The organism is Nonomuraea sp. NPDC049655 (assembly GCF_044465465.1).
Taxonomy (GTDB): domain Bacteria; phylum Actinomycetota; class Actinomycetes; order Streptosporangiales; family Streptosporangiaceae; genus Nonomuraea.
Genome location: NZ_JBITLS010000022.1, coordinates 71478 through 90079, shown reverse-complemented (window position 1 = coordinate 90079; position 18602 = coordinate 71478). Strand labels below are relative to the sequence as shown.

The 18602-nt window shown below is 68.3% G+C and carries 23 protein-coding genes, 1 tRNA gene and 1 pseudogene; 9 read left to right on the top strand and 16 right to left on the bottom strand.

Annotated elements, in window-relative coordinates:
- Positions 1 to 68: 68 nt before the first annotated feature.
- Positions 69 to 1091, top strand: coding sequence for a hypothetical protein (locus ACIBQ6_RS47715; RefSeq protein WP_397219223.1), 1023 nt, complete (start codon positions 69 to 71; stop codon positions 1089 to 1091).
- Here ACIBQ6_RS47715 and ACIBQ6_RS47710 read toward each other — a convergent pair.
- Complete coding sequence (locus ACIBQ6_RS47710; RefSeq protein WP_397219222.1) at positions 994 to 1389, bottom strand: DUF5984 family protein; 396 nt, start codon at positions 1387 to 1389, stop codon at positions 994 to 996. The two genes, ACIBQ6_RS47715 and ACIBQ6_RS47710, sit on opposite strands and share 98 nt — an antisense overlap.
- Before the next feature lie 329 nt (positions 1390 to 1718).
- Here ACIBQ6_RS47710 and ACIBQ6_RS47705 point away from each other — a divergent pair, with 329 nt between their 5' ends.
- Together ACIBQ6_RS47705 and ACIBQ6_RS47700 are read left to right on the top strand one after the other, a co-directional pair.
- A complete protein-coding gene (locus tag ACIBQ6_RS47705) occupies positions 1719 to 3173 on the top strand; it encodes a S1 family peptidase (protein ID WP_358289269.1) in 1455 nt (484 codons plus the stop codon).
- Entirely contained in the window at positions 3152 to 3607 is a 456-nt protein-coding gene (locus tag ACIBQ6_RS47700) for a hypothetical protein (RefSeq protein ID WP_397219236.1), read from the top strand. The genes ACIBQ6_RS47705 and ACIBQ6_RS47700 overlap by 22 nt, the downstream gene beginning before the upstream one ends.
- Positions 3608 to 3612: 5 nt before the next feature.
- Here the strand turns inward: ACIBQ6_RS47700 and ACIBQ6_RS47695 are convergent.
- The 4 genes and pseudogenes from ACIBQ6_RS47695 to rlmB all read right to left on the bottom strand — a co-directional run.
- Positions 3613 to 3816: pseudogene (locus tag ACIBQ6_RS47695) on the bottom strand (IS5/IS1182 family transposase); the annotation flags it as partial.
- Between the two features lie 81 nt (positions 3817 to 3897).
- Positions 3898 to 4212, bottom strand: coding sequence for a hypothetical protein (locus tag ACIBQ6_RS47690; protein WP_397219221.1), 315 nt, complete (start codon positions 4210 to 4212; stop codon positions 3898 to 3900).
- 597 nt (positions 4213 to 4809) lie between these two features.
- Positions 4810 to 4882 (bottom strand) — tRNA-Thr (locus ACIBQ6_RS47685).
- A gap of 20 nt (positions 4883 to 4902) precedes the next feature.
- Entirely contained in the window at positions 4903 to 5874 is a 972-nt protein-coding gene (rlmB, locus tag ACIBQ6_RS47680) for a 23S rRNA (guanosine(2251)-2'-O)-methyltransferase RlmB (protein ID WP_358289275.1), read from the bottom strand.
- 438 nt (positions 5875 to 6312) lie between these two features.
- On the opposite strand from rlmB, the gene ACIBQ6_RS47675 reads away from it, so the two are divergent.
- Both ACIBQ6_RS47675 and ACIBQ6_RS47670 read left to right on the top strand, forming a co-directional pair.
- Positions 6313 to 7065 carry a class I SAM-dependent DNA methyltransferase gene (locus ACIBQ6_RS47675; protein WP_397219220.1) on the top strand — a complete coding sequence of 251 codons (753 nt, stop codon included), beginning with the start codon at positions 6313 to 6315 and terminating at the stop codon, positions 7063 to 7065.
- 76 nt (positions 7066 to 7141) lie between these two features.
- A complete protein-coding gene (locus tag ACIBQ6_RS47670) occupies positions 7142 to 7474 on the top strand; it encodes an NIPSNAP family protein (protein WP_397219219.1) in 333 nt (110 codons plus the stop codon).
- A 46-nt stretch (positions 7475 to 7520) separates the two neighbouring features.
- Here ACIBQ6_RS47670 and cysS read toward each other — a convergent pair whose 3' ends face one another.
- Positions 7521 to 8912 carry a cysteine--tRNA ligase gene (gene cysS / locus ACIBQ6_RS47665; protein WP_397219218.1) on the bottom strand — a complete coding sequence of 464 codons (1392 nt, stop codon included), beginning with the start codon at positions 8910 to 8912 and terminating at the stop codon, positions 7521 to 7523.
- A gap of 43 nt (positions 8913 to 8955) precedes the next feature.
- Positions 8956 to 9342: a PPOX class F420-dependent oxidoreductase gene (locus tag ACIBQ6_RS47660; protein ID WP_397219217.1), complete on the bottom strand. Its 387-nt coding sequence runs from the start codon at positions 9340 to 9342 to the stop codon at positions 8956 to 8958.
- A 59-nt stretch (positions 9343 to 9401) separates the two neighbouring features.
- On the opposite strand from ACIBQ6_RS47660, the gene ACIBQ6_RS47655 reads away from it, so the two are divergent.
- Positions 9402 to 10424, top strand: a complete 1023-nt coding sequence (locus ACIBQ6_RS47655; protein WP_397219216.1) for a DUF2637 domain-containing protein — start codon at positions 9402 to 9404, stop codon at positions 10422 to 10424.
- Between the two features lie 105 nt (positions 10425 to 10529).
- Here the strand turns inward: ACIBQ6_RS47655 and ACIBQ6_RS47650 are convergent, their stop codons facing one another.
- The 4 genes from ACIBQ6_RS47650 to ACIBQ6_RS47635 form a co-directional block, all read right to left on the bottom strand.
- Positions 10530 to 10799: a GlsB/YeaQ/YmgE family stress response membrane protein gene (locus tag ACIBQ6_RS47650; RefSeq protein WP_352322341.1), complete on the bottom strand. Its 270-nt coding sequence runs from the start codon at positions 10797 to 10799 to the stop codon at positions 10530 to 10532.
- Positions 10800 to 10897: 98 nt separating this feature from the next.
- Positions 10898 to 11188 (bottom strand): GlsB/YeaQ/YmgE family stress response membrane protein, encoded by a 291-nt coding sequence (locus tag ACIBQ6_RS47645; protein WP_352322343.1) that lies wholly within the window; start codon positions 11186 to 11188, stop codon positions 10898 to 10900.
- A gap of 187 nt (positions 11189 to 11375) precedes the next feature.
- Positions 11376 to 11846 carry a 2-C-methyl-D-erythritol 2,4-cyclodiphosphate synthase gene (ispF, locus tag ACIBQ6_RS47640; protein WP_358289293.1) on the bottom strand — a complete coding sequence of 157 codons (471 nt, stop codon included), beginning with the start codon at positions 11844 to 11846 and terminating at the stop codon, positions 11376 to 11378.
- A gap of 17 nt (positions 11847 to 11863) precedes the next feature.
- Positions 11864 to 12346 carry a CarD family transcriptional regulator gene (locus tag ACIBQ6_RS47635; RefSeq protein ID WP_043624891.1) on the bottom strand — a complete coding sequence of 161 codons (483 nt, stop codon included), beginning with the start codon at positions 12344 to 12346 and terminating at the stop codon, positions 11864 to 11866.
- A 251-nt stretch (positions 12347 to 12597) separates the two neighbouring features.
- Here ACIBQ6_RS47635 and ACIBQ6_RS47630 point away from each other — a divergent pair, with 251 nt between their 5' ends.
- Complete coding sequence (locus ACIBQ6_RS47630; protein WP_352322347.1) at positions 12598 to 13179, top strand: copper chaperone PCu(A)C; 582 nt, start codon at positions 12598 to 12600, stop codon at positions 13177 to 13179.
- 55 nt (positions 13180 to 13234) lie between these two features.
- Here ACIBQ6_RS47630 and ACIBQ6_RS47625 read toward each other — a convergent pair whose 3' ends face one another.
- Entirely contained in the window at positions 13235 to 13927 is a 693-nt protein-coding gene (locus ACIBQ6_RS47625; protein ID WP_352355444.1) for a response regulator transcription factor, read from the bottom strand.
- Positions 13924 to 15096 carry a sensor histidine kinase gene (locus ACIBQ6_RS47620; RefSeq protein ID WP_387679874.1) on the bottom strand — a complete coding sequence of 391 codons (1173 nt, stop codon included), beginning with the start codon at positions 15094 to 15096 and terminating at the stop codon, positions 13924 to 13926. Before ACIBQ6_RS47620 ends, ACIBQ6_RS47625 begins: the two co-directional genes overlap by 4 nt.
- Positions 15097 to 15228: 132 nt before the next feature.
- On the opposite strand from ACIBQ6_RS47620, the gene phoU reads away from it, so the two are divergent.
- Positions 15229 to 15873, top strand: coding sequence for a phosphate signaling complex protein PhoU (phoU, locus tag ACIBQ6_RS47615; protein ID WP_352355448.1), 645 nt, complete (start codon positions 15229 to 15231; stop codon positions 15871 to 15873).
- 201 nt (positions 15874 to 16074) lie between these two features.
- The gene (locus ACIBQ6_RS47610; protein ID WP_397219215.1) at positions 16075 to 16812 is read left to right on the top strand and encodes an SAM-dependent methyltransferase; all 738 of its coding nucleotides are present in this window, start codon (positions 16075 to 16077) and stop codon (positions 16810 to 16812) included.
- Between the two features lie 27 nt (positions 16813 to 16839).
- Here ACIBQ6_RS47610 and ACIBQ6_RS47605 read toward each other — a convergent pair whose 3' ends face one another.
- The 3 genes from ACIBQ6_RS47605 to ACIBQ6_RS47595 all read right to left on the bottom strand — a co-directional run bounded on the left by ACIBQ6_RS47605 (position 16840) and on the right by ACIBQ6_RS47595 (position 18585).
- On the bottom strand, positions 16840 to 17046 hold the full coding sequence (locus ACIBQ6_RS47605; RefSeq protein ID WP_397219214.1) for a hypothetical protein: 207 nt from the start codon (positions 17044 to 17046) through the stop codon (positions 16840 to 16842).
- A gap of 276 nt (positions 17047 to 17322) precedes the next feature.
- On the bottom strand, positions 17323 to 18066 hold the full coding sequence (locus ACIBQ6_RS47600) for a phosphoglyceromutase (RefSeq protein WP_352355458.1): 744 nt from the start codon (positions 18064 to 18066) through the stop codon (positions 17323 to 17325).
- A gap of 39 nt (positions 18067 to 18105) precedes the next feature.
- Positions 18106 to 18585 carry a YbjN domain-containing protein gene (locus ACIBQ6_RS47595; protein WP_357967206.1) on the bottom strand — a complete coding sequence of 160 codons (480 nt, stop codon included), beginning with the start codon at positions 18583 to 18585 and terminating at the stop codon, positions 18106 to 18108.
- Positions 18586 to 18602 lie beyond the last annotated feature (17 nt).

The following is an 18602-nucleotide window of genomic DNA, read 5'->3' as shown; positions in this document are numbered from 1 at the left end:
CCCACGTTTCCCCGCGAGGCGGGATGTTGTGCCACCATGATCGCCTTGTATGCGGCAAGGGAGGCTGTTTGGTCGTCTTCTCCTGTGCGTCGTGCGGCGCCGTGTTGACCGCGCGGGTGGCGCGGGTGGCGCTCCCCGACCACTCCGGCCAGAAGTACGGCCATGACCTGCTCCCCGGTCTGCTGGAGCCGGGAACATACGTCGTGGACCCTGGGGATGGCCGAGCAAGGGCTCCCTTGACGCCCGAACCGGAAGATCACGGCGTCCGGCAGATGATGTACTGCATCACGGGCCCTCCGGACAGGATCGGGATCGCGCCGGGCGACGTCCGCGGAACCGTCTTCATCCCGGACCGGTTGGGCGGCTGCTGTTGCGGCTGGGACGGCCAGTACGGTCCCAACCTGGCCTGCGCCGGGTGCGGCTGCCCGGTGGCGACCCGCGTCGACGACTGCGGGTTCTGGCAGGTGGTGTGGCTGGAACCGGACGCCGTGCGTCCCGTCGCCGTCGCCGGCCCCGTCCAACGCGTGATGGACTGGACGGAACTGCCGAGCACGCCGCCCGTTGATCCGCTTGGTTTCTGGAGCCCCCAGTGGGAGGCCGCAATCGCGGTGGCCCTGGCACATTTGGTGGTGGTTTCGGGCGGCTGGCGGGTGTCCGTCCCTGAGGGGCTCGTCGCGGAGACGTTTCGCCGGACGATCGACGTCCTCCTCCCTCCCGGGCCGCCGGAACGACACCTCGTCCTGGCCGGCCCCGGCCTGTCCACCCCGATCACGGACCTCGCCCTGGTGCCGAAGCACCCCCAGACCGGTGAGGTATGGCCGTGCGACGCGGAAACGGTGGTGCCGCTCGCTGCGGACGTGTGGACGTACCTGGCCTTCGACGACGATCGACGGCTCATGCCCGCGGCGCGCGGGATGCCTGCCGCCGTCCGCCGCGACGACCCGCCCGCGCTGCTGCCACACACGCTGTTCCGTCCCGATGGGCGCGCATTCTTCAACGCACTGGAGCGCCTGACGGCGGTTCGGCAACCATGGCTGCGCCGCATCCACGACTCGATGAAGGACCGCCCGTACCTGGCCCCGTTCGCATAGACCTCCCCGCGTCAACGCGGAGATCCGGTCCCGTCGACGGGGGCCTGACCAGAGCTCCGCAATCGCTTCGCCCCCCGTACGCACGGTTGTCCAGAACGTGGGTCGCGCGCCAGTTCAGAGCGGCCCGGCAGGGCTCCCGAAGGCCATCAAGACCGGCTCCGACGTCCTCCTCGATCCAATACCAGCCGTCAGTCAGCACAAACCAATGCAGGACGGGTGGATCATCACCCCATGGCACGACCTCAGAGAGGCTCGGGCAGGTAAGGATAAATTCAAGGATGCGCCTTGCCGATCTCATGGGTCATGAACTCCCAGAACGGCCGATAGCGAACGACACCGGGATACCGGGTGGGTGTCCGGATGAGATCACGCCTTGAACCAGGCAGCGAAATGTCTCCTGCGAATTTGCGCCGCCTTCCAGAGCCCTGGTGCCCTCACTGAGCTGCTGCGGCGCGGCAGCAGCAGACGCGCTGGGCAAGCTCGCACCATCTAGCATTCCCCCTCTTATGGTCGCAAGCGCCAAGCATGACCGGTACTGGACACTTTGGAGTGTTGACTTGGAGGTGACCAGAAGTAAAGATCATTTGAAATGATCACTTATAGTGATCCATCTCCCAGGAGATACGGATGAAACGCGGTTTAAGCATCGCCGCCACACTTGCAATGTCAGTGATCGGCATCCAGTCCGCTGCTGCGAATGCCGAGTCATTGGAAAGCGACCCGCTCGTCATCACGTCAGGCATTCAATCAGGCCAGCAATACCCGACCCTCGACAGACTCGCCAGAGAGGCTGAGCAGAAGGGGGTTTCGCTGAAGAGCGCACTTGACGCCTATGCATCACACGTGGTCGCCAGCAACCCGTCCGCCCAGGGCGCTATGCCGGACGGGCCGGTACCCGATCCAACGATCAAGGTGGATGGCATTCCCTTCGCCGAGCTGATCGACCTGAATCGCCTGGCCGACAGCAAGAAGATTTCCTTCAAAGAAGCGATCGATCGCTATGCATGGACTCCGAAAATCAACTCCATCGCTGCCCAACTACGCTCGGAGCTCTCCGACGATGTCGCCGATATAGCCATTGTCGATGAAGGGCGCGGCGTTCGGATCGGATTCAAGGGAGAGATTCCGAAGAGGGCCGCCGACATTGTCGGCAATCTGCCTGTCCAGGTAAAACTCTTCCCGAACCGAGGATTCTCAGAGAAGGAGCTCCAGGCGGTCAAGGATGCCGCCTACCAGCGGCTTCGCCAAACCGGCAAGGTAGCATCGGCCATCGCCAAGCACAATGCGGAGACCGGCGAGATCACCTTCGAACTATCCCTCAAGGACAAGGCGACCAACGCGACTATGCGCGCCCAGGCGGAATCCGCCCTACAGCCGCCGGCTCCCGTGAACGACCGCATCCATATCACCATCAAGGTGGTCGACAGGCCAAACATCACACTTAAGGACAAATACATTCGCGGCGGCGGCCTGCTTGATGGCTCCTCCTTCATCTGTACCAATGGATTCAATGTCATCAATTCATCGACCGGCGCGAAGGCCAGCCTGACCGCCCGGCACTGTGCTGACCTTGAGCAGTACTTCACCTATCGAAACCATCCGACCCAGGCGGACGACACCACCACACTGTCGCGCTGGTACAGATCCCAGAACTACGACATGGCCCGGTACGACAAGAGTTCAACCACGTCCATGACGCAGACGCGCACATTCTACTATGATTGGAATCTCGCGCGCTACGCTCATGACGTAGGGACGTCGCCGGTCATCGGACAGCCCGTCTGTAAATTCGGCAGGAATAGCGGGGCCTCCTGTGACAACATCACCGACACTAATGTCGACATCACCGACTGGATGGATGACGGCAAGCAGTATCGCGGCAACATCGAGACCGATGAGATAAGCGTCAAGGGTGACAGCGGCGGGCCGCTGTACTATGGAAACCGCGCCTGGGGGATCCTCTCCGCCGGCGGATGGCGATTCAGCACATGGACGGTCGACTACTGGGTGCCGACAGACCGCGTGAACGACGCGGATGGTCTCGGGACCAATTGGAGTGTATGGACGTGCCCCACCTGTTAAGGGTCGCCCTGTCCATCTTCTTCATCACCGGCTGCGCGAGTACGGGCGTTCGCGTCGAAGGGGATGATCCCTTCATCCTCGTCCATGGCTCCAGCGTGTCGATGAAGGCCGAGTTCTCCGGAGTGCTGACCTTCGACGCGAAGAGCCGCTGTCTCAGGCTGAGTCCCGCTTCCGGCACCGGGACAGAAGCGATGCCCATTTGGCCCAACGGTACTGATCCTATTCGAGTCAAGGGGAAACGAGGGGTCACTGTGCCGGGCGTGGGAGTGATCGTGGAGGGCGACAGATTCCGAGCGGGAGGTGGCGGGTCCACCTGGCGCGCCAATCCGCCGCAAGGAGTCATCGTCCCCAAGGGCTGCTTGCCACCTGGGGCTGAAGGGACGGTATTCATCATCGGCGAGGTCGACGAGGTCCAGCCCTCGGCCACGAGGTAGACCTTCCTTAAGGCGTCGGTGACCAGCTCGCTCACCAGGGCGTTCTTGGCCTCCTCATCGTCCCAGGCGATCTCCGGCTTGCCTGGGACGATGTAGTCGTGGGCGTGGCAGTGTGCCGCAATAGGTGCGTTCGCGCCGCGAGCCTGGCGGGCTACCCGGCGGATCGCGGCAATCAGCTGGGTGATGGTGTCATGGCTGGCGACCGCATCCAGCTGGCCCCCGGCCCAGCTCCGCGCGTTCCTCGCCACCACACAAGAGCATCGCCTGTACGCCTTCTTGTACCTGGCCGCCTACACCGGCGCGCGACGCGGGAACTGCTCAACCTCCGCTGGACAGACGTCGACCTCGATATGCCGCAGATCCACATCACCGGCACCGCAGCAGTGATCGACCACCAGCGAGCCGAAGGCACCAAGAGCGGACGTTCCCGCGTGGCGTCTCTCGGCCTCGGCACGGTCAAGGTCCTCAAGGCCCACCGCGCCCGCCAGGACGAGGAACGCCCGCCTAGGCGAATCCTGGAAGGGCGGCGGCGCATACGTCTTCACCACCGGCTGGGGAGATCCGCTGTACCTCGACACACCCAGTTCCTTGATGCCCAAGCTCATCAAGACCCACAACGAGCAGAATCCGAAGGCTCAACTCCCGCATGCGCGCCTGCACGACCTCCGCCACGTCCACGCCGCGCCCCTGCTCCTGGCCGGCGTCCCCGTCCACGTCGTGGCGGCGGTCCACGTCGTGGCGGGCCGCCTCGGCCACGCCGATCCCGCCATCACGCTCCGGGTCTACGCGCCCGTCATCACCAGCAAGCGGCGACTGCCGCAGACGTCTTCGCCGAAGCACTCAGAAGCACGGCCTTATGTCACGTACAGAGAGGGCTCTCCGTCTTCGGGAGGGCCTCTTTTCATTGTTCGATCCACTCAGCAAGGACCTCGGTGCAGATCACACGCCCATCGACATCGAGGTCCAAGTTGACCATCGCTTCATCCATCGTGACCGTCCTCGCGATCCCACCCTGAGCGATAGAACCTCGCAGGTTGACGTACGCAGCTCCGCCCTCAGGGGCGTAGGTCCATGTGCCTGAGCGCTCTTCCGAGGCCACGAGACCCCCCGTTAGCAAGAGTGTTAGCAAGATCGCGCTATTGTCCTGACAAACAAGGAAGCCCCTGACGGCATAACGCCTGTTCAGGGGCTTCCTGTTGCAGAGCCGACGAGGGGAATCGAACCCCTGACCTTCTGTTTACAAGACAGATGCTCTGCCGATTGAGCTACGTCGGCACGGCCTACCAGTGTAGACGCTAGCGGCGCCTGTGACGAGCGACCTCGTACAGTGCCACACCGGCGGCGACGCCCGCGTTGAGGGATTCCGCGGCGGCCTGCATGGGGATGCGGACGACCACGTCGCACTGCTCCCGGACCAACCGGCCAAGGCCCTTCCCCTCGGAGCCCACCACGACCACGAGCGGCTCGGCGAGGAGGTCGGCGTCGCCGATGTCGATCTTTCCGGCGCCGTCGAGGCCGATGATGAAGAGGCCGGCTTCGCGGTATTCGCGGAGGGCGGCCGTCAGGTTGGAGGCGCGGGCGACTCGCAGCGTGGCGAGCGTGCCGGCCGAGGTCTTCCAGGCGCCACCCGTCACCCCGGCCGAGCGGCGGGACGGGATGAGCAGGCCATGCGCGCCGAACGCGGTGGCGGAACGGGCGATGGCGCCCAGGTTGCGCGGGTCGGTGACCGAGTCGAGCGCCACGATCAGCGGGACCTCGGCCGCGTCCTGGGCCAGTTCGACCAGCTCGGACGGATGCGCATAGTCGTAGGCGGGGATCTGGAGCGCGATGCCCTGGTGGACGACGCCCTCCGTCATCCGGTCGAGCTTGTCGCGGGTGACTTCGAGCAGCGCGATCCCGCGCTCTGCCGCGATCTTGATGGAGTCGCGTACGCGGTCGTCGCTCTCGACGCGCTGGGCCACGTAGAGGGCGTTGGCGGGCACCCCCGCCTGCAACGCCTCCAGCACCGGGTTACGGCCGCCGATGTATTCGGGGGCGTCCTCGGAACGCTTCTGCCGGGCCGGGCCGCTGCCTGGACGGCGCGTCTCGCCGCCGCGGTCCTCCCTGGCGATGCGCTCGGACCTGGCCTTGTCCTTGTACCAGTGGCGCATCTCGGCAGGCGGCGTCGCGCCCCTGCCCTCGAGCGACCGGCGCTTCTGGCCCCCGGTGCCCTTGGAGGGGCCCTTCTTCTTCGCGGGCCTGCCCGATGCCCTACCGCCTGCTGCCATGCCATCAAGGGTATCGGCCCGTCGACCCACCCGATCCCGCCGGGCAAGCCCCCATCCGATCCCGCCAAGACCAAGAAGAGCGGCGTCCGCACACTGACGTCCGCACATGACCGGCCGCGGCACACCCGGCGAGCCGCCTGCCCTCAGGGCGCACGTAGCGCCGCTCACAACCTCACCGAGCGTCTTGCGTCAGCACATCACCACAAATCGCCTCATCGGGCCGCACGCGAGATCGGGCCGCACGCGACGCCATGACCGCACACGACGCCGTGACCGCACATCGCGACGACCGCAGGCCCGCCCGCCTCTCCCAGCAGAGCCCCCAAACCGCCCCCGCACAGCCCCCCGCACAGTGCAAAAGGCGCCCACCTCGAACCGGCCCCAGACGACTCCGAAAGCACCTACCCCCACCCCAAAGGCCGGTTATGGTCCTTGGCCATGACTGAGTCCGCCTACCTCCAAGCCACCCGAACGGCCTACGACACCGTCGCCCCCGAATACGCCGACCTGCTGAGGAACGAACTCGACACCAAGCCCCTGGACCGGGCCATGCTGGGAGCGTTCGCCGAGTTCGTGCAGGGCCCGGACGCCGGAGAGGTGGCCGACCTGGGCTGCGGACCGGGCCGCGTCACCGCCCACCTCCACGCCCTCGGAGTGAACGCCTTCGGCATCGACCTGTCGCCAGGGATGATCGACGTCGCCCGCCGGAGCCACCCCGGCCTCCGCTTCGAAGTGGGCTCGATGACCGCGCTGGACCTGGCGGACGCGTCCCTGGCCGGGGCCGTCGCGTGGTACTCCACCGTCCACACCCCGCCGGAGCTCCTGCCGACGGTGTTCGCCGAGATCCACCGGGTGCTGGCGCCGGGCGGCCACCTGCTGATCGCGTTCAAGGTCGGCGACGAACGCCGACACCTCAGCCAGGGCTACGGCCACAAGCTGTCACTGGACGTCTACTGGACTCCCCCGGAGCACATCGCCGACCTCCTCGCCACGGCCGGACTGTCCCTGGACGCCCAGCTCATCCGCGAACCCGACGAGAGCGAAAGACCCCGCTCAGGCCGCCAAGCCTTCTTCCTGGCCCACAAACCAACCGAAAAGCCAACCGACAAGCCGACCGACGAACCGATAGACAAGCCGGAAACCCCAAACTCCATCAGCCAGCCCCCCGAGCACGAGCCCCGAAAACACTGACAGAGGATGTCAGCGACCACCGAATAACGTGCCCGCCACCCAGCACTACCCCGACCATCCCCCAAGGAGCAGCCGCATGATCCTGGAGATCCGCACCTACCGCCTCAAACCCGGCACCCGCGCAGACTTCCTCCGGATCATGCACGAAGAAGCCCTCCCCCTCCTGGCGAAGGCCGGCATCGACGTCGTGAGCAGCGGCGCCTCCCTCGTGGACGAGGACGGCCACGAGGAGGCGTACCTCATCCGCGCGTTCCCCTCGAACCAGACCCGCGACGAGCAGGAGGACGCCTTCTACACCAGCCCGGCATGGCACCAGGGCCCGCGTGCGGGCATCGTCTCGCGCATCGACGGCTACCACACGATCGTGATCGAGACCACCGACGCCGCCGTCGCGGCCCTCCGCGGCTGACGGCGGACGCGAAAGGCGCCCGCCGTCACTCAGGAGCGGCGGAAGGTCAGTGGGCCAGCTCCCAGCGGGCGCCGTGCGGCGTGTCCTCGACCGTGATGCCCGCCGCGGCGAGCTGGTCGCGGATCGCGTCGGCCGCCGCGTAGTCCTTACGGGCCCGCGCGGCCTTGCGCTGCTCCAGGGCCACCGCCACCAGCGCGTCGACCACCGGCGACAGGTCGGAGCCGCTCCCGCGCCACTGCGGCGAGCGAGGGTCGAGGCCGAGCACGTCGAGCATGTTCTGGGTCTCGGCGAGGAGGCGCGCGATGGCCTCCTTGTCGCCCCGCGACAGCGCCACGTTGCCCTCGCGCACCACCTCATGCACCACGGCGAGCGCCTGCGGCGTGCCGAGGTCGTCGTCGAGCGCGTCGGCGAACGCCTGCGGAAGGGGCGCGTCGGCGTCGACGTCGTGGATCACCTCGGCGGCGCGGGTGACGAAGCCCTCGATCCGCTGGTAGGCCGCCGCCGCCTCCAGCAGCGCCTCCTCGGAGTACTCGATCGAGGAACGGTAGTGCGGCGCGGCCAGGTAGTAGCGCAGCTCCACCGGACGCACCTTCTGCACCATCTCGGGGATCAGCAACGAGTTGCCGAGCGACTTGCTCATCTTCTCGGCGCCGATCTTGAGCATGCCGTTGTGCATCCAGTAGCGGGCGAAGCCGTCGCCGGCGGCCTGCGACTGGGCGATCTCGTTCTCGTGGTGAGGGAAGATCAGGTCGATGCCGCCGCCGTGGATGTCGAACGTCGGCCCGAGGTATTTGGTGGCCATCGCCGAGCACTCCAGGTGCCAGCCGGGACGCCCGAGCCCCCACGGCGTGGGCCAGGTCGGCTCGCCCGGCTTGGCGCCCTTCCACAGGGCGAAGTCGCGCGGGTCGCGCTTGAGCGACTCGTCGTCGGTGTCGGCCGCCCCCCGCATGTTCTCCAGCTTCTGGTTGGAGAGCTTGCCGTAGTGGTCGGCGTAGGACTGGACGCTGAAGTAGACGTCGCCGCCCGAGGCGTAGGCGTGGCCGCGCTCGATCAGCCGCTCCATCAGCGTGATCATCTCGGGCACGTGGCCGGTGGCCCGCGGCTCGACGGTGGGCGGCAGGCAGCCGAGCGTGTCGTAGGCCCAGGTGAAGGCCCGCTGGTTGCGCTCGGCGATCACGAACCAGGGCACGTCCTCCGCGGCCGACACCCTGATGATCTTGTCATCGATGTCGGTGACGTTGCGGCAGAACGTCACGTCGTATCCGGAACGCGTGAGCCAGCGCCTGAGCACGTCGAAGTTCACGCCTGAGCGGATGTGCCCGATGTGCGGAGGAGCCTGCACGGTGGCCCCACACAGGTAAATCGACGCCCGGCCGGCTTCGACCGGAACGAATTCACGGATGGCGCGCGTGCTGGTGTCGTAGATGTGCAGGCTCACGATGGCAAGGCTAACGCCTCGGGAGCTCTCGTAGGCCGATTACTCAGCCTCGTACCGTGACCTTGTCGGGACGGATCCGGATGATCAGGCGCTCGGTGCCCGGCTTGTCCTCCCACGGCTCGCCCGTGTACTTCTGGGCCAGCTCCTGGATCAACGCGCCCTCGGGGTCCTCCTCGATCGTCACCCGGCCGCGCACCTCCACGTAGCGGTAGGGGTTCTCCGGGTCGATGAGCAGCAGACTCGTCCGCGGGTCGCGCTCGAAGTTGCGCGGCTTCACCCGCCCCCGGACGGTCGAGAACAGGACGTCGTCGCCGTCCGTGCGCACCCACACCACGGTCGACTGCGGTCCGCCGTCGGGGTTGAGGCTGGTCACCGTCGCATGATTCGGGGCATCCAGGAGTTCGCGCGCTTCTTCCGGCAGCTCGGGCATGTGTCTCCCTCGATCGGTCGTGATCCCCATTCTTCTGTAGTCTCGAAGGCGCCATGGACGTGACTCCCCCCTCTACGCTCCGTCGCCTGGGCATCGCCCTGGCCGGGCTCGCGGTGGCCGCTCTGACCGGAGCCGCCTGCGCGCTGTCCTTCGACGATCTGCGCGCGCTGGCCGTCACCGGCGAGGCGCGGCAGGACCTCGCCTTCCTCTATCCGGCCGCCTTCGACGCGCTGCTCGTGGTCGCGCTGCTCGGCGTGCTGCTGCTGCGCCCCGCCCGGCCGCTGGTGCGGGCGCAGGCCGCCACCGTGCTGGTCCTGCTCATCGTGGCCGCCGCGGCGGCCAACGTGGCGACCGCGCTGCGGTTCACCTTCGACGCGCGCCAGGTGGCCGTGGGCGTGGCCCTGGCGCCCTGGGTCATGCTGGCCGTGGCCCTGTGGCTCTGGCTGCTGCTGATCAAGCACGTCCAGGCTCACCGGGGCGCGGCGCGTGAGGAGGCGGACGACGACGACTTCGTGCCCTTCCACCCGGGCCGCGCGGCCGACACGCCGCCGCCGCTCGTGACCGAGGCGCCCCCGCCGGTGCTGGAGTCCACGCCGCTGGTGGGGCCCACGGCCGCGCCGGAGACGCCGCCGGTCCCGGCCCAGGTGCCCGAGCGGCAGGCCGTACCGCAAGATCCGGACCCCGAGCCCGTACGCGCCCCTGAGCCCGAACGAGCCCCCGACCCCGAACCGGAACCCGAGCCCGAGCCGGAACCGGATCCGGATCCCGAGCCGGAACCCGATCCCGAGCCCGAGCCCGAACCGTTGAGGCGACCGGTCCGGTGGGGCGACCGGGTGAAGCCGACCGACGTCCTGGTCCACCCCCGCACCGACACCCGGGCCACCGACACGCGCGACGTCGACACCCAGCCCGTCCCCGTCATCGAGGACGACCGCCGGCCGCGCCCCGCCGCCGCCGACGAGCCCCGGACGCCCCAGAGCGACTCTGAGGCCACCGCGCCCCACCCGGTGATCCACGAGGACACCCAGGCCCCGTCCGGCCGCCTGCGCAGCACTCCGCGCCCGCCGGACCCCGAGGAATAGCGGGCCACGCCCCGAAGAAACGCGAGAAACACGAGAGGCCCGTCCGGGATGATCCCGGACGGGCCGTTTCGTGTGCGTCTATCTCGTCTACACCCCTGGCGCCCGCTAGACCCTGGAGCCGCGGCGTAGGCCGGCGACCAGGCCGACACCGACGATCGCCAGGACGACCTGCATCACGAGCTCGATCCAGTCGATGCCGGGGGTCGTCTCGACGCCGAGCACCTGGGCGATGAGGGTGCCCAGCAGGGCGGCGACGATGCCGACGACGATGGTGAGGATCCACCCGATGGCCTGCCTGCCGGGCAGCAGCAGGCGACCGATTGCGCCAATGACGGCGCCAATCACGATGGCGCCAAGGATGGACTGAATGGTCATGACACGAAACCTCCCCGTGAGAGTGAGCCGTTCACTCTCACGGGGAGCTTCGCTACCCGATCGCCGGCGATTATGCGCCGGCTTTACGAACGAGCAGGTCAGGTCGTGGTTCGGCCGGTGCGTCCACCGCGTCCTCCCCAGCCCATCCGCGTCACGAGGAGCACGCCGACCACAGCCAGGACGAGCTGGAGTATGTGTTCGAGCCAGTCGATGCCCTTGGTGTCGGCCCAGCCGAACGCCTGTGCGATCAGGGTGCCGATCAGGGCGGCCACGATGCCCACGATGAGCGTCAGGCCGATGGACATGTTCTGCCTGCCAGGCACTATCAGCCGGGCCAGCGCACCGACGATGGCGCCGATGACTACTGCGGAAACGATCGCGCCGATCATGTGTAGCTCCCCCCGAGACGTTCACATGTCTTAGATGGGGACATACCCGACACCTGGGGAAACTACCCCCTGAGGAAGACGGCGGCCCGTACCGCGCCAGTGACGAACCGCCGCCCCCACAGTTGGCGGGTTCGGCGACGACCCGCCGGGACACCCTCACGCATCCCACACATAAGACGCTGAATGCCTAGGAAAGGTTGACCACGAGGGCCGTGGCGATGGCGGCGATCCCCTCGCCGCGCCCGGTGAGCCCGAGCCCGTCGGTGGTGGTGGCCGAGACGCTCACCGGCGCCCCCACGGCGCCGCCGAGCGCCAGCTCGGCCTCGGTACGCCGAGGAGCCATCTTGGGACGGTTGCCGATCACCTGGACGGCCACGTTGCCGATCTCGAAGCCCGCCGCGCGCACCTGGCGGGCGGTCTCCTCCAGCAGGGTGACCCCGGAAGCCCCGGCCCAGCGGGGATCGGACGTGCCGAACAGCCCGCCCAGGTCGCCCAGGCCGGCCGCGGACAGCAGCGCGTCGCAGGCGGCATGCGCGGCGACGTCGCCGTCGGAGTGGCCGTCGAGCCCGATCTCGGCCGGCCAGTGCAGGCCGGCGAGGCTGAGCTCACGCCCCGAGTCCGCCGAAGCGAACGGGTGGACGTCGACTCCGACGCCCACCCGTGGAAGATTCGTGTTCAGGAGTTGAGAACCTCGTCGAGCAGGGCCTCAGCCTTGTCCTCATTGGTCTTCTCGGCGAGCGCGAGCTCGCTGACGAGGATCTGACGAGCCTTCGCGAGCATGCGCTTCTCGCCCGCTGACAGGCCGCGCTCGCGGTCGCGACGCCACAGGTCGCGAACCACCTCCGCAACCTTGTTCACATCGCCGGAGGCGAGCTTCTCCAGATTGGCCTTGTAACGGCGCGACCAGTTGGTCGGCTCTTCCGTGTGCGGCATCCGAAGAACATCGAAAACCCGCTCAAGGCCTTCCTGGCCGACGACGTCGCGCACACCGACGAGTTCCGCGTTTTCTGCTGGCACCTGGACGGTAAGGTCGCCCTTGTCGACCTTGAGCACCAGGTAGGTCTTTTCCTCACCCTTGATGGATCGCTTCGTGATTGCTTCGATCCGAGCAGCCCCATGGTGGGGGTAGACGACAGTGTCGCCGACCTGGAAAGTCATGTGACAAGTACCCCTTCCGCTGTACTCCAGGGTACCACGCATCCACAGGCTCCCGGAACAGTGAAATCCTCATAACTGCAGGTCAAAGCCGCATATTGGGGCTTGACAAGTCCTCGACCGTATGAATCGCATTTCCGGACATAGCGAATGACCTGCAGGGGTGCGGATATGACCATGGATTCAGGTGGATATGGTAGGCGCTGCCCAACACCCCATGCGCCATACCGCGCAAGAGCAAGGAGAACCCGCACGTGACCAGCCGTCGCTGGATTGTCGTAGCCGCCGCGTTCTTGGCAGCCCCCGTGCTCGCGGGCTGCGGGGCAGGATTCGACGCCAACACCAACAAGCCGTACGCCCCGAACGAGGCGGTCGCACTCATCGACCAGGGTGCTTATGGCACGCGCGGCATTCACATCCCGCAGGCGTTCATCCTCGGCCCCGACTCCGGAGCCCAGCTCCCGTGGCGCGGTTCAGCCCCGATCTACCTGAACATCCTCAACACCGCGGGCGCCGCCGACACGCTCCAGGCCGTCTCCGCGGGCTCGGTCGGGTCCGTGAAGGTCGCCACGCCGATCCAGCTTCCCCCCAACCAGCTCGTCAACACCGGCAAGCCGCAGCCCCAGCTGATGCTGGAGAGCATCTCCACGAGCCTCAGAGGCGGCGAGAGCGTGCGTCTGGACCTCCAGTTCGCCAACGCCGGGACAGTGACCCTGAACGTCCCTGTGGTCACGCGCAGCCGTGAGTTCAAGGACTACCCCGCCGCCCCCAACGCCACCCCGGTCGCGACGCCCTCGGCGTCGCCCACCCCGACGGCCACCGAAGAGGCCCACTGACGGCATGAGAGAACCCTTGTTCTGGTACGAACCCACGTACCAGAACAAGGGTCGTTCACTCCTCGGCGGCGTCGAACTTGTAGCCCAGGCCGCGCACGGTGAGGATGCAGCGCGGGTTCGACGGGTCCGCCTCGATCTTGGCCCGCAGGCGCTTGACGTGGACGTCGAGCGTCTTGGTGTCGCCCACGTAGTCGGCGCCCCAGACGCGGTCGATGAGCTGGCCGCGGGTGAGCACCCGGCCGGCGTTGCGCAGCAGCACCTCCAGCAGCTCGAACTCCTTCAGCGGCAGCTGCACCTGCGCGCCGCGCACCGCGACGACGTGGCGGTCGACGTCCATGCGCACCGGGCCGACGGCCAGGACGGCCGTCTCCAGCTCCTCCACCACGTCGCCCTGGCGGCGCAGCACCGCGCGGATGCGGGCCACCAGCTCCCGCGAGGAGAACGGCTTGGTCACGTAGTCGTCGGCGCCCAGCTCCAGGCCCACGACCTTGTCGATCTCGCTGTCCTTGGCGGTCAGCATGATGACCGGCACCTTCGAGCGCTGCCGCAGCGAGCGGCACACCTCGGTGCCCGGCAGGCCGGGCAGCATCAGGTCGAGCAGCACGAGGTCCGCGCCGTTGCGGTCGAACGTGTCGAGCGCCTCGGGCCCGGTCGCCGCGACCGACACCTCGAAGCCCTCCTTGCGCAGCATGTAGGACAAGGCGTCGGAGAAGGACTCCTCATCCTCAACCACTAGAACTCTGGTCATTTTGCGGTCTCCAGGGGAATCGAGGGTGGTACTGCCACCGCCGTGCCGCCGAAGGCGGGCAGACGGAGGGTGAAGGTGGAGCCGGAGCCTTCCTTGCTCCAGACGGACACCTCGCCCGCGTGGGCCGCGGCGACGTGCTTGACGATGGCCAGGCCGAGCCCCGTGCCGCCGGTCGCCCGTGACCTGGCCGCGTCGACGCGGAAGAAGCGCTCGAAGATGCGCTCCAGAGACTCCTCGGGGATGCCGATGCCCTGGTCGCTGACGCTGATCTCGACGGAGTCGCCGGCCGGACGGACGCTGACCACGACCCGCGTGTGCTCGGGGCTGTAGGCGACGGCGTTGTCGATGAGGTTGCGCAGGGCGGTGACGAGCAGCTCGTCGTCGCCCCAGATGCGCAGGCCCTCGGTGCCGCCGGTGACCAGCGTGATGTCCTTGGCCACCGCCTTGGTGTTGCAGTGGTCGATGGCGTCGTGGACGGCCTCGTCGATGGCGACCTGGCCCGGGGTGGGGATGGGCTCGGCGCCCTGGATCCTGCTCAACGTGATCAGGTCCTGGACCAGGTAGGTGAGCCGGGCGGCCTCGTGCTGCATGCGCCCGGCGAAGCGGGTGACCGCCTCGGGGTCGTCGGCGGCGTCCTGGATGGTCTCGGCCAGCAGGCTCAGCGCGCCCACAGGGGTCTTCAGCTCGTGGCTGACGTTGGCGACGAAGTCGCGGCGCACCGCCTCGACCCTGCGCCGCTCGGTCTGGTCCTCGGCCAGCACCAGCACCTGGCCGTAGGAGCCGAGGGGGGCGACGCGGACGGCGAAGTTCGTCGTCTCCTGGCCGAACTTGTGGCCGGCGACGTCGATCTCGCTCTCGCGGATCTCGCCGTCGCGGCGTACCTGTCTTGCCAGTGCGAGCAGCTCCGCGGCCATCAGCCTGTCGCCCTTGACCAGCCCGAACGCGCGCGCGGCCGAGCTGGCGCGCAACACGCGGTCGTGCGCGTCGAGCACGACGGCGGACGAGGGGAGCACGGCGAGCACGGAGGCCACGCCCTGCGGCAGCGCCGCTCCGGTCTCGACGCCGTCGGCTGAATCGGTCCTCTTCGGAGCCTCGATCTGGTTCCGGTAGAACAGGACCGCCAGGGCTCCCACGACGAACCCGGCCAGGGCCGCGAAGCTCATGGCCATCTCACTCATGCCTCCGATGGTAGGTGGCGAAGCTCAAGGGACAGACCTCTCACCTGCGGATGAACGGCCCTTTCCTGGAAAGTTCATCTCGCAGTAGAGGTTCGTTCATCGAGTGGCACGTACGGTGACGACATGCGCGACGCGTACCATGAAGAACTTGATCTCCTGACGGGCAAGCTGGTCGAGATGACGAGGCTGGTCCGCTCGGCCATCTCCCGTGCCACCACGGCCCTCCTCGACGCCGACCTCCAGCTCGCCGAGAGCGTCATCTCCCGCGACCAGGAGGTGAACGCCCTCTTCGCCGACATCGAGACGTCGATCTTCGAGCTGATGGCCAGGCAGCAGCCGGTCGCGGTGGACCTGCGAATGGTCATCACGGCGCTGCGCATGGGCACCGACCTCGAACGCATGGGCGACCTCGCCGTCCACGTGGCCAAGGTCGCCCGGCTGCGGCACCCGGACTCCGCGATTCCGCCCGAGACTCGCTCGACCATCGTGGAAATGGGGCAGATCGCCGAGAACCTGGTCACCAAGGCCGGGAGCTGCGTGGCCTCCAGGGACGTTGAGTCGGCCCTTGAGCTGGAGGAGGACGACGACGCGATGGACCGGCTGCACCGCCGGCTGTTCCGCAACATCCTGGCCAAGGACTGGCAGCACGGCGTGGAGCCGGCGATCGACATCACCCTGATCGGCCGGTACTACGAGCGGTACGCCGACCACGCGGTGCGGGTGGCGCGGGACGTCGTCTACCTGGTCACCGGCTCCCGTCCCAGCTGACGGCCTCCCGGAGGCGAGCTCTTCACCCGGACGCAGCGGGCGGCACCTGTCGGGGGGCCGCCCGCTTCGCACGTCCCCGGCCGGGAATGAGGCAATCCGGCGGGACGAACAGCGACAAGCAGCGACAGACGCCCGCCAAGCGCCCTGTCTCCTGGCCAAAAGCGGATGCGGTGACGTCTCCGCATGTGGCAGGCTCCGCCGGTGAATCGTGAACAGATCTCCCGACTCGCCCACGCGGACCATCCGATCGCGGCTCCGCTCGACGACGACTCGGTGAGCCGCCTTCTCGACCGCGCCCTCCCCCAGGGCGGCTCGCGCGTGCTCGACCTCGGCTGCGGCGGCGGGGAGTGGCTGCTGCGCGCGCTGAGCACGCGTCCCAAGCTGCAGGCGGAGGGCGTGGACATCGCCGAGGGCTCGCTGGCGCACGCCCGCGAGAGCGCGGAGGCGCTCGGCGTCCACGACCGGCTCGTCCTCCATCGTGCGGACGCCGCCGAGTTCACCTCGCCGCACGCGTTCGACCTGGTGATCAGCGTCGGGGCGACGCACGCGTTCGGCGGCCTGCCGCCCACGCTCGCGGCGGCGCGCGAGCACCTGGCCCCCGGCGGGCGCGTCCTGGTCGGCGACGGTTTCTGGGCCGGGGAGCCGTCCGCCGAGGCGGTGGAGATGCTGGGCGAGCTCACCGGCCTGCCGGCCCTGATGGACCGCGTCACCGCCGACGGCTGGACGCCCGTGCACGGCCACATCAGCACCCGCCAGGAGCTCGACGACTACGAGTGGGCCTGGACGGGCTCGCTGGCGTCCTGGGCTCTGGACAACCCCGACCATCCGGACAGGTGCGAGGCCCTCACGACGGCCCACACCCACCGCGCCGAGTGGCTGCGCGTCTACCGGGACGTCTTCGGGTTCGTCACCCTCGTCCTGCGCCCGACGTCCGACTGACGGGCCACGCCCGCGCCTCGGCCGACGTCAGGAGGCCGCCCGCCGGCTCCTGCACACATGCCGCCGCGCCAACTCGGCCCAGACCGCGGCGGCACGGGCGTACGGGCCCCTGGCGGTCTCCTCGTGGTCCCCGCGCTCGGTGACCCGCCGCACGAAGAACTGCGCCGCCTCGAAGCACAGGACGTACTCCTCGCAACAGGACGCTTCGACCACGCGTACGAGCCCGCGCGACACATGGGGCTCCCACGTCGGCACGTCAGACCGTCCCGCCCGGAACGCGGGCTTCCCCGGCGGACGGAAGGGGGCAGGAGCGCTCAGCTCTGGCAGAGGTGCTCACATCCCCGAAAGCATAGGCACCTCGCCCCAAGCCGGCCCACACATTTCAGTGTCCGGCATCAGTGACATACCTTCCCCACCGCCGACACCAAGCCCCGAGCCCTCGCACGGTCGTGCGAAGGCGCCTCGCGCGGCACGCCGGGCGCCGCGCGAAGCGCCCGAAAGGCTGTGGGGTCAGCGGCCCTGGTTGGCCACTGCTTCGATGGCGGCCTTGGCGGCCTCCGGGTCGAGGTAGCGCCCGCCGCGCACCTGCGGCTTGAAGTCGGCGTCCAGCTCGTACGCCAGCGGGATCCCCGTGGGGATGTTGAGCCCGGCGATGTCGTCGTCGCCGATGCCGTCGAGGTGCTTGACCAGGGCCCTCAGCGAGTTGCCGTGCGCGGTCACCAGGACCGTGCGCCCCGCGGCCAGGTCGGGGACGATCTCGTCGTACCAGTACGGGAGCATGCGGTCGACGACGTCCTTCAGGCACTCCGTGCGCGGCATGAGCTCCGGCGGCAGGAGGGCGTAACGGGGGTCGCCGGCCTGGGAGTACTCGTCGTCGTCGGCGATGGGCGGCGGCGGCACGTCGTACGAGCGGCGCCAGAGCATGAACTGCTCGTCGCCGAACTCCTCACGCGTCTGGGCCTTGTTCTTGCCCTGCAGGGCCCCGTAGTGGCGTTCGTTCAGCCGCCAGCTGCGCTTGACCGGCAGCCAGAGCAGGTCGGCCTCGCCCAGGGCGAGCTGGGCCGTCTGGATGGCCCGGGTCAGGAGGCTGGTGTGCAGGACGTCGGGCCGCAGACCGGCCTCCTGCAGGAGCCGGCCGCCGCGCCGGGCCTCGTCCTCGCCCTTGGCCGACAGGCTGACGTCCACCCAACCGGTGAACAGGCCCTTCGCGTTCCAGTCGCTCTCACCGTGCCGTAGCAGCACCAAAGTCGCCATGCGGCCAATCCTATGGCCGCCGCCCGGAGCGCCGGCAGGTCACTGCCCGGGGTCGGCGAATCGGGCGAAAGCCTGCAGGTTGGCCAGGGATTCGCCGCGTTTGGCACGCCACTCCCACTCCCGCCTGATGGAGGAGGCGAAGCCCAGCTCCAGCGCCCGGTCGAACCAGTCGTCGGCGTACGTCAGCACGCAGCCGAGCAGCCGGTCGACCTCCTCCTCGCTGACGGCGGCCAGCGGCACCCGGCCGACCAGGTAGACGTCGCCGACGGGGTCGAGGGAGAAGTGCACGCCGTACATGGCGCCGTTCTTGCCGAGGAGCCAGCGGTAGAACTCCTCGTGGTTCTCGTCCGGCTGGCGGCAGAAGAACGCCTCGACGTGCAGCACCCGCTCGCCGACGATCAGCCAGGTCATGGTGGCGAGCTTGTGCTGTCCGGGCAGCTTGACCAGGAACGCCCCGGGCCGCGGCTCGTCGTAGGAGACGTCCGCGGCCTTGAGCGCGGCTTCGACGACATCGCGCATGGGATACAGCTTAGGAG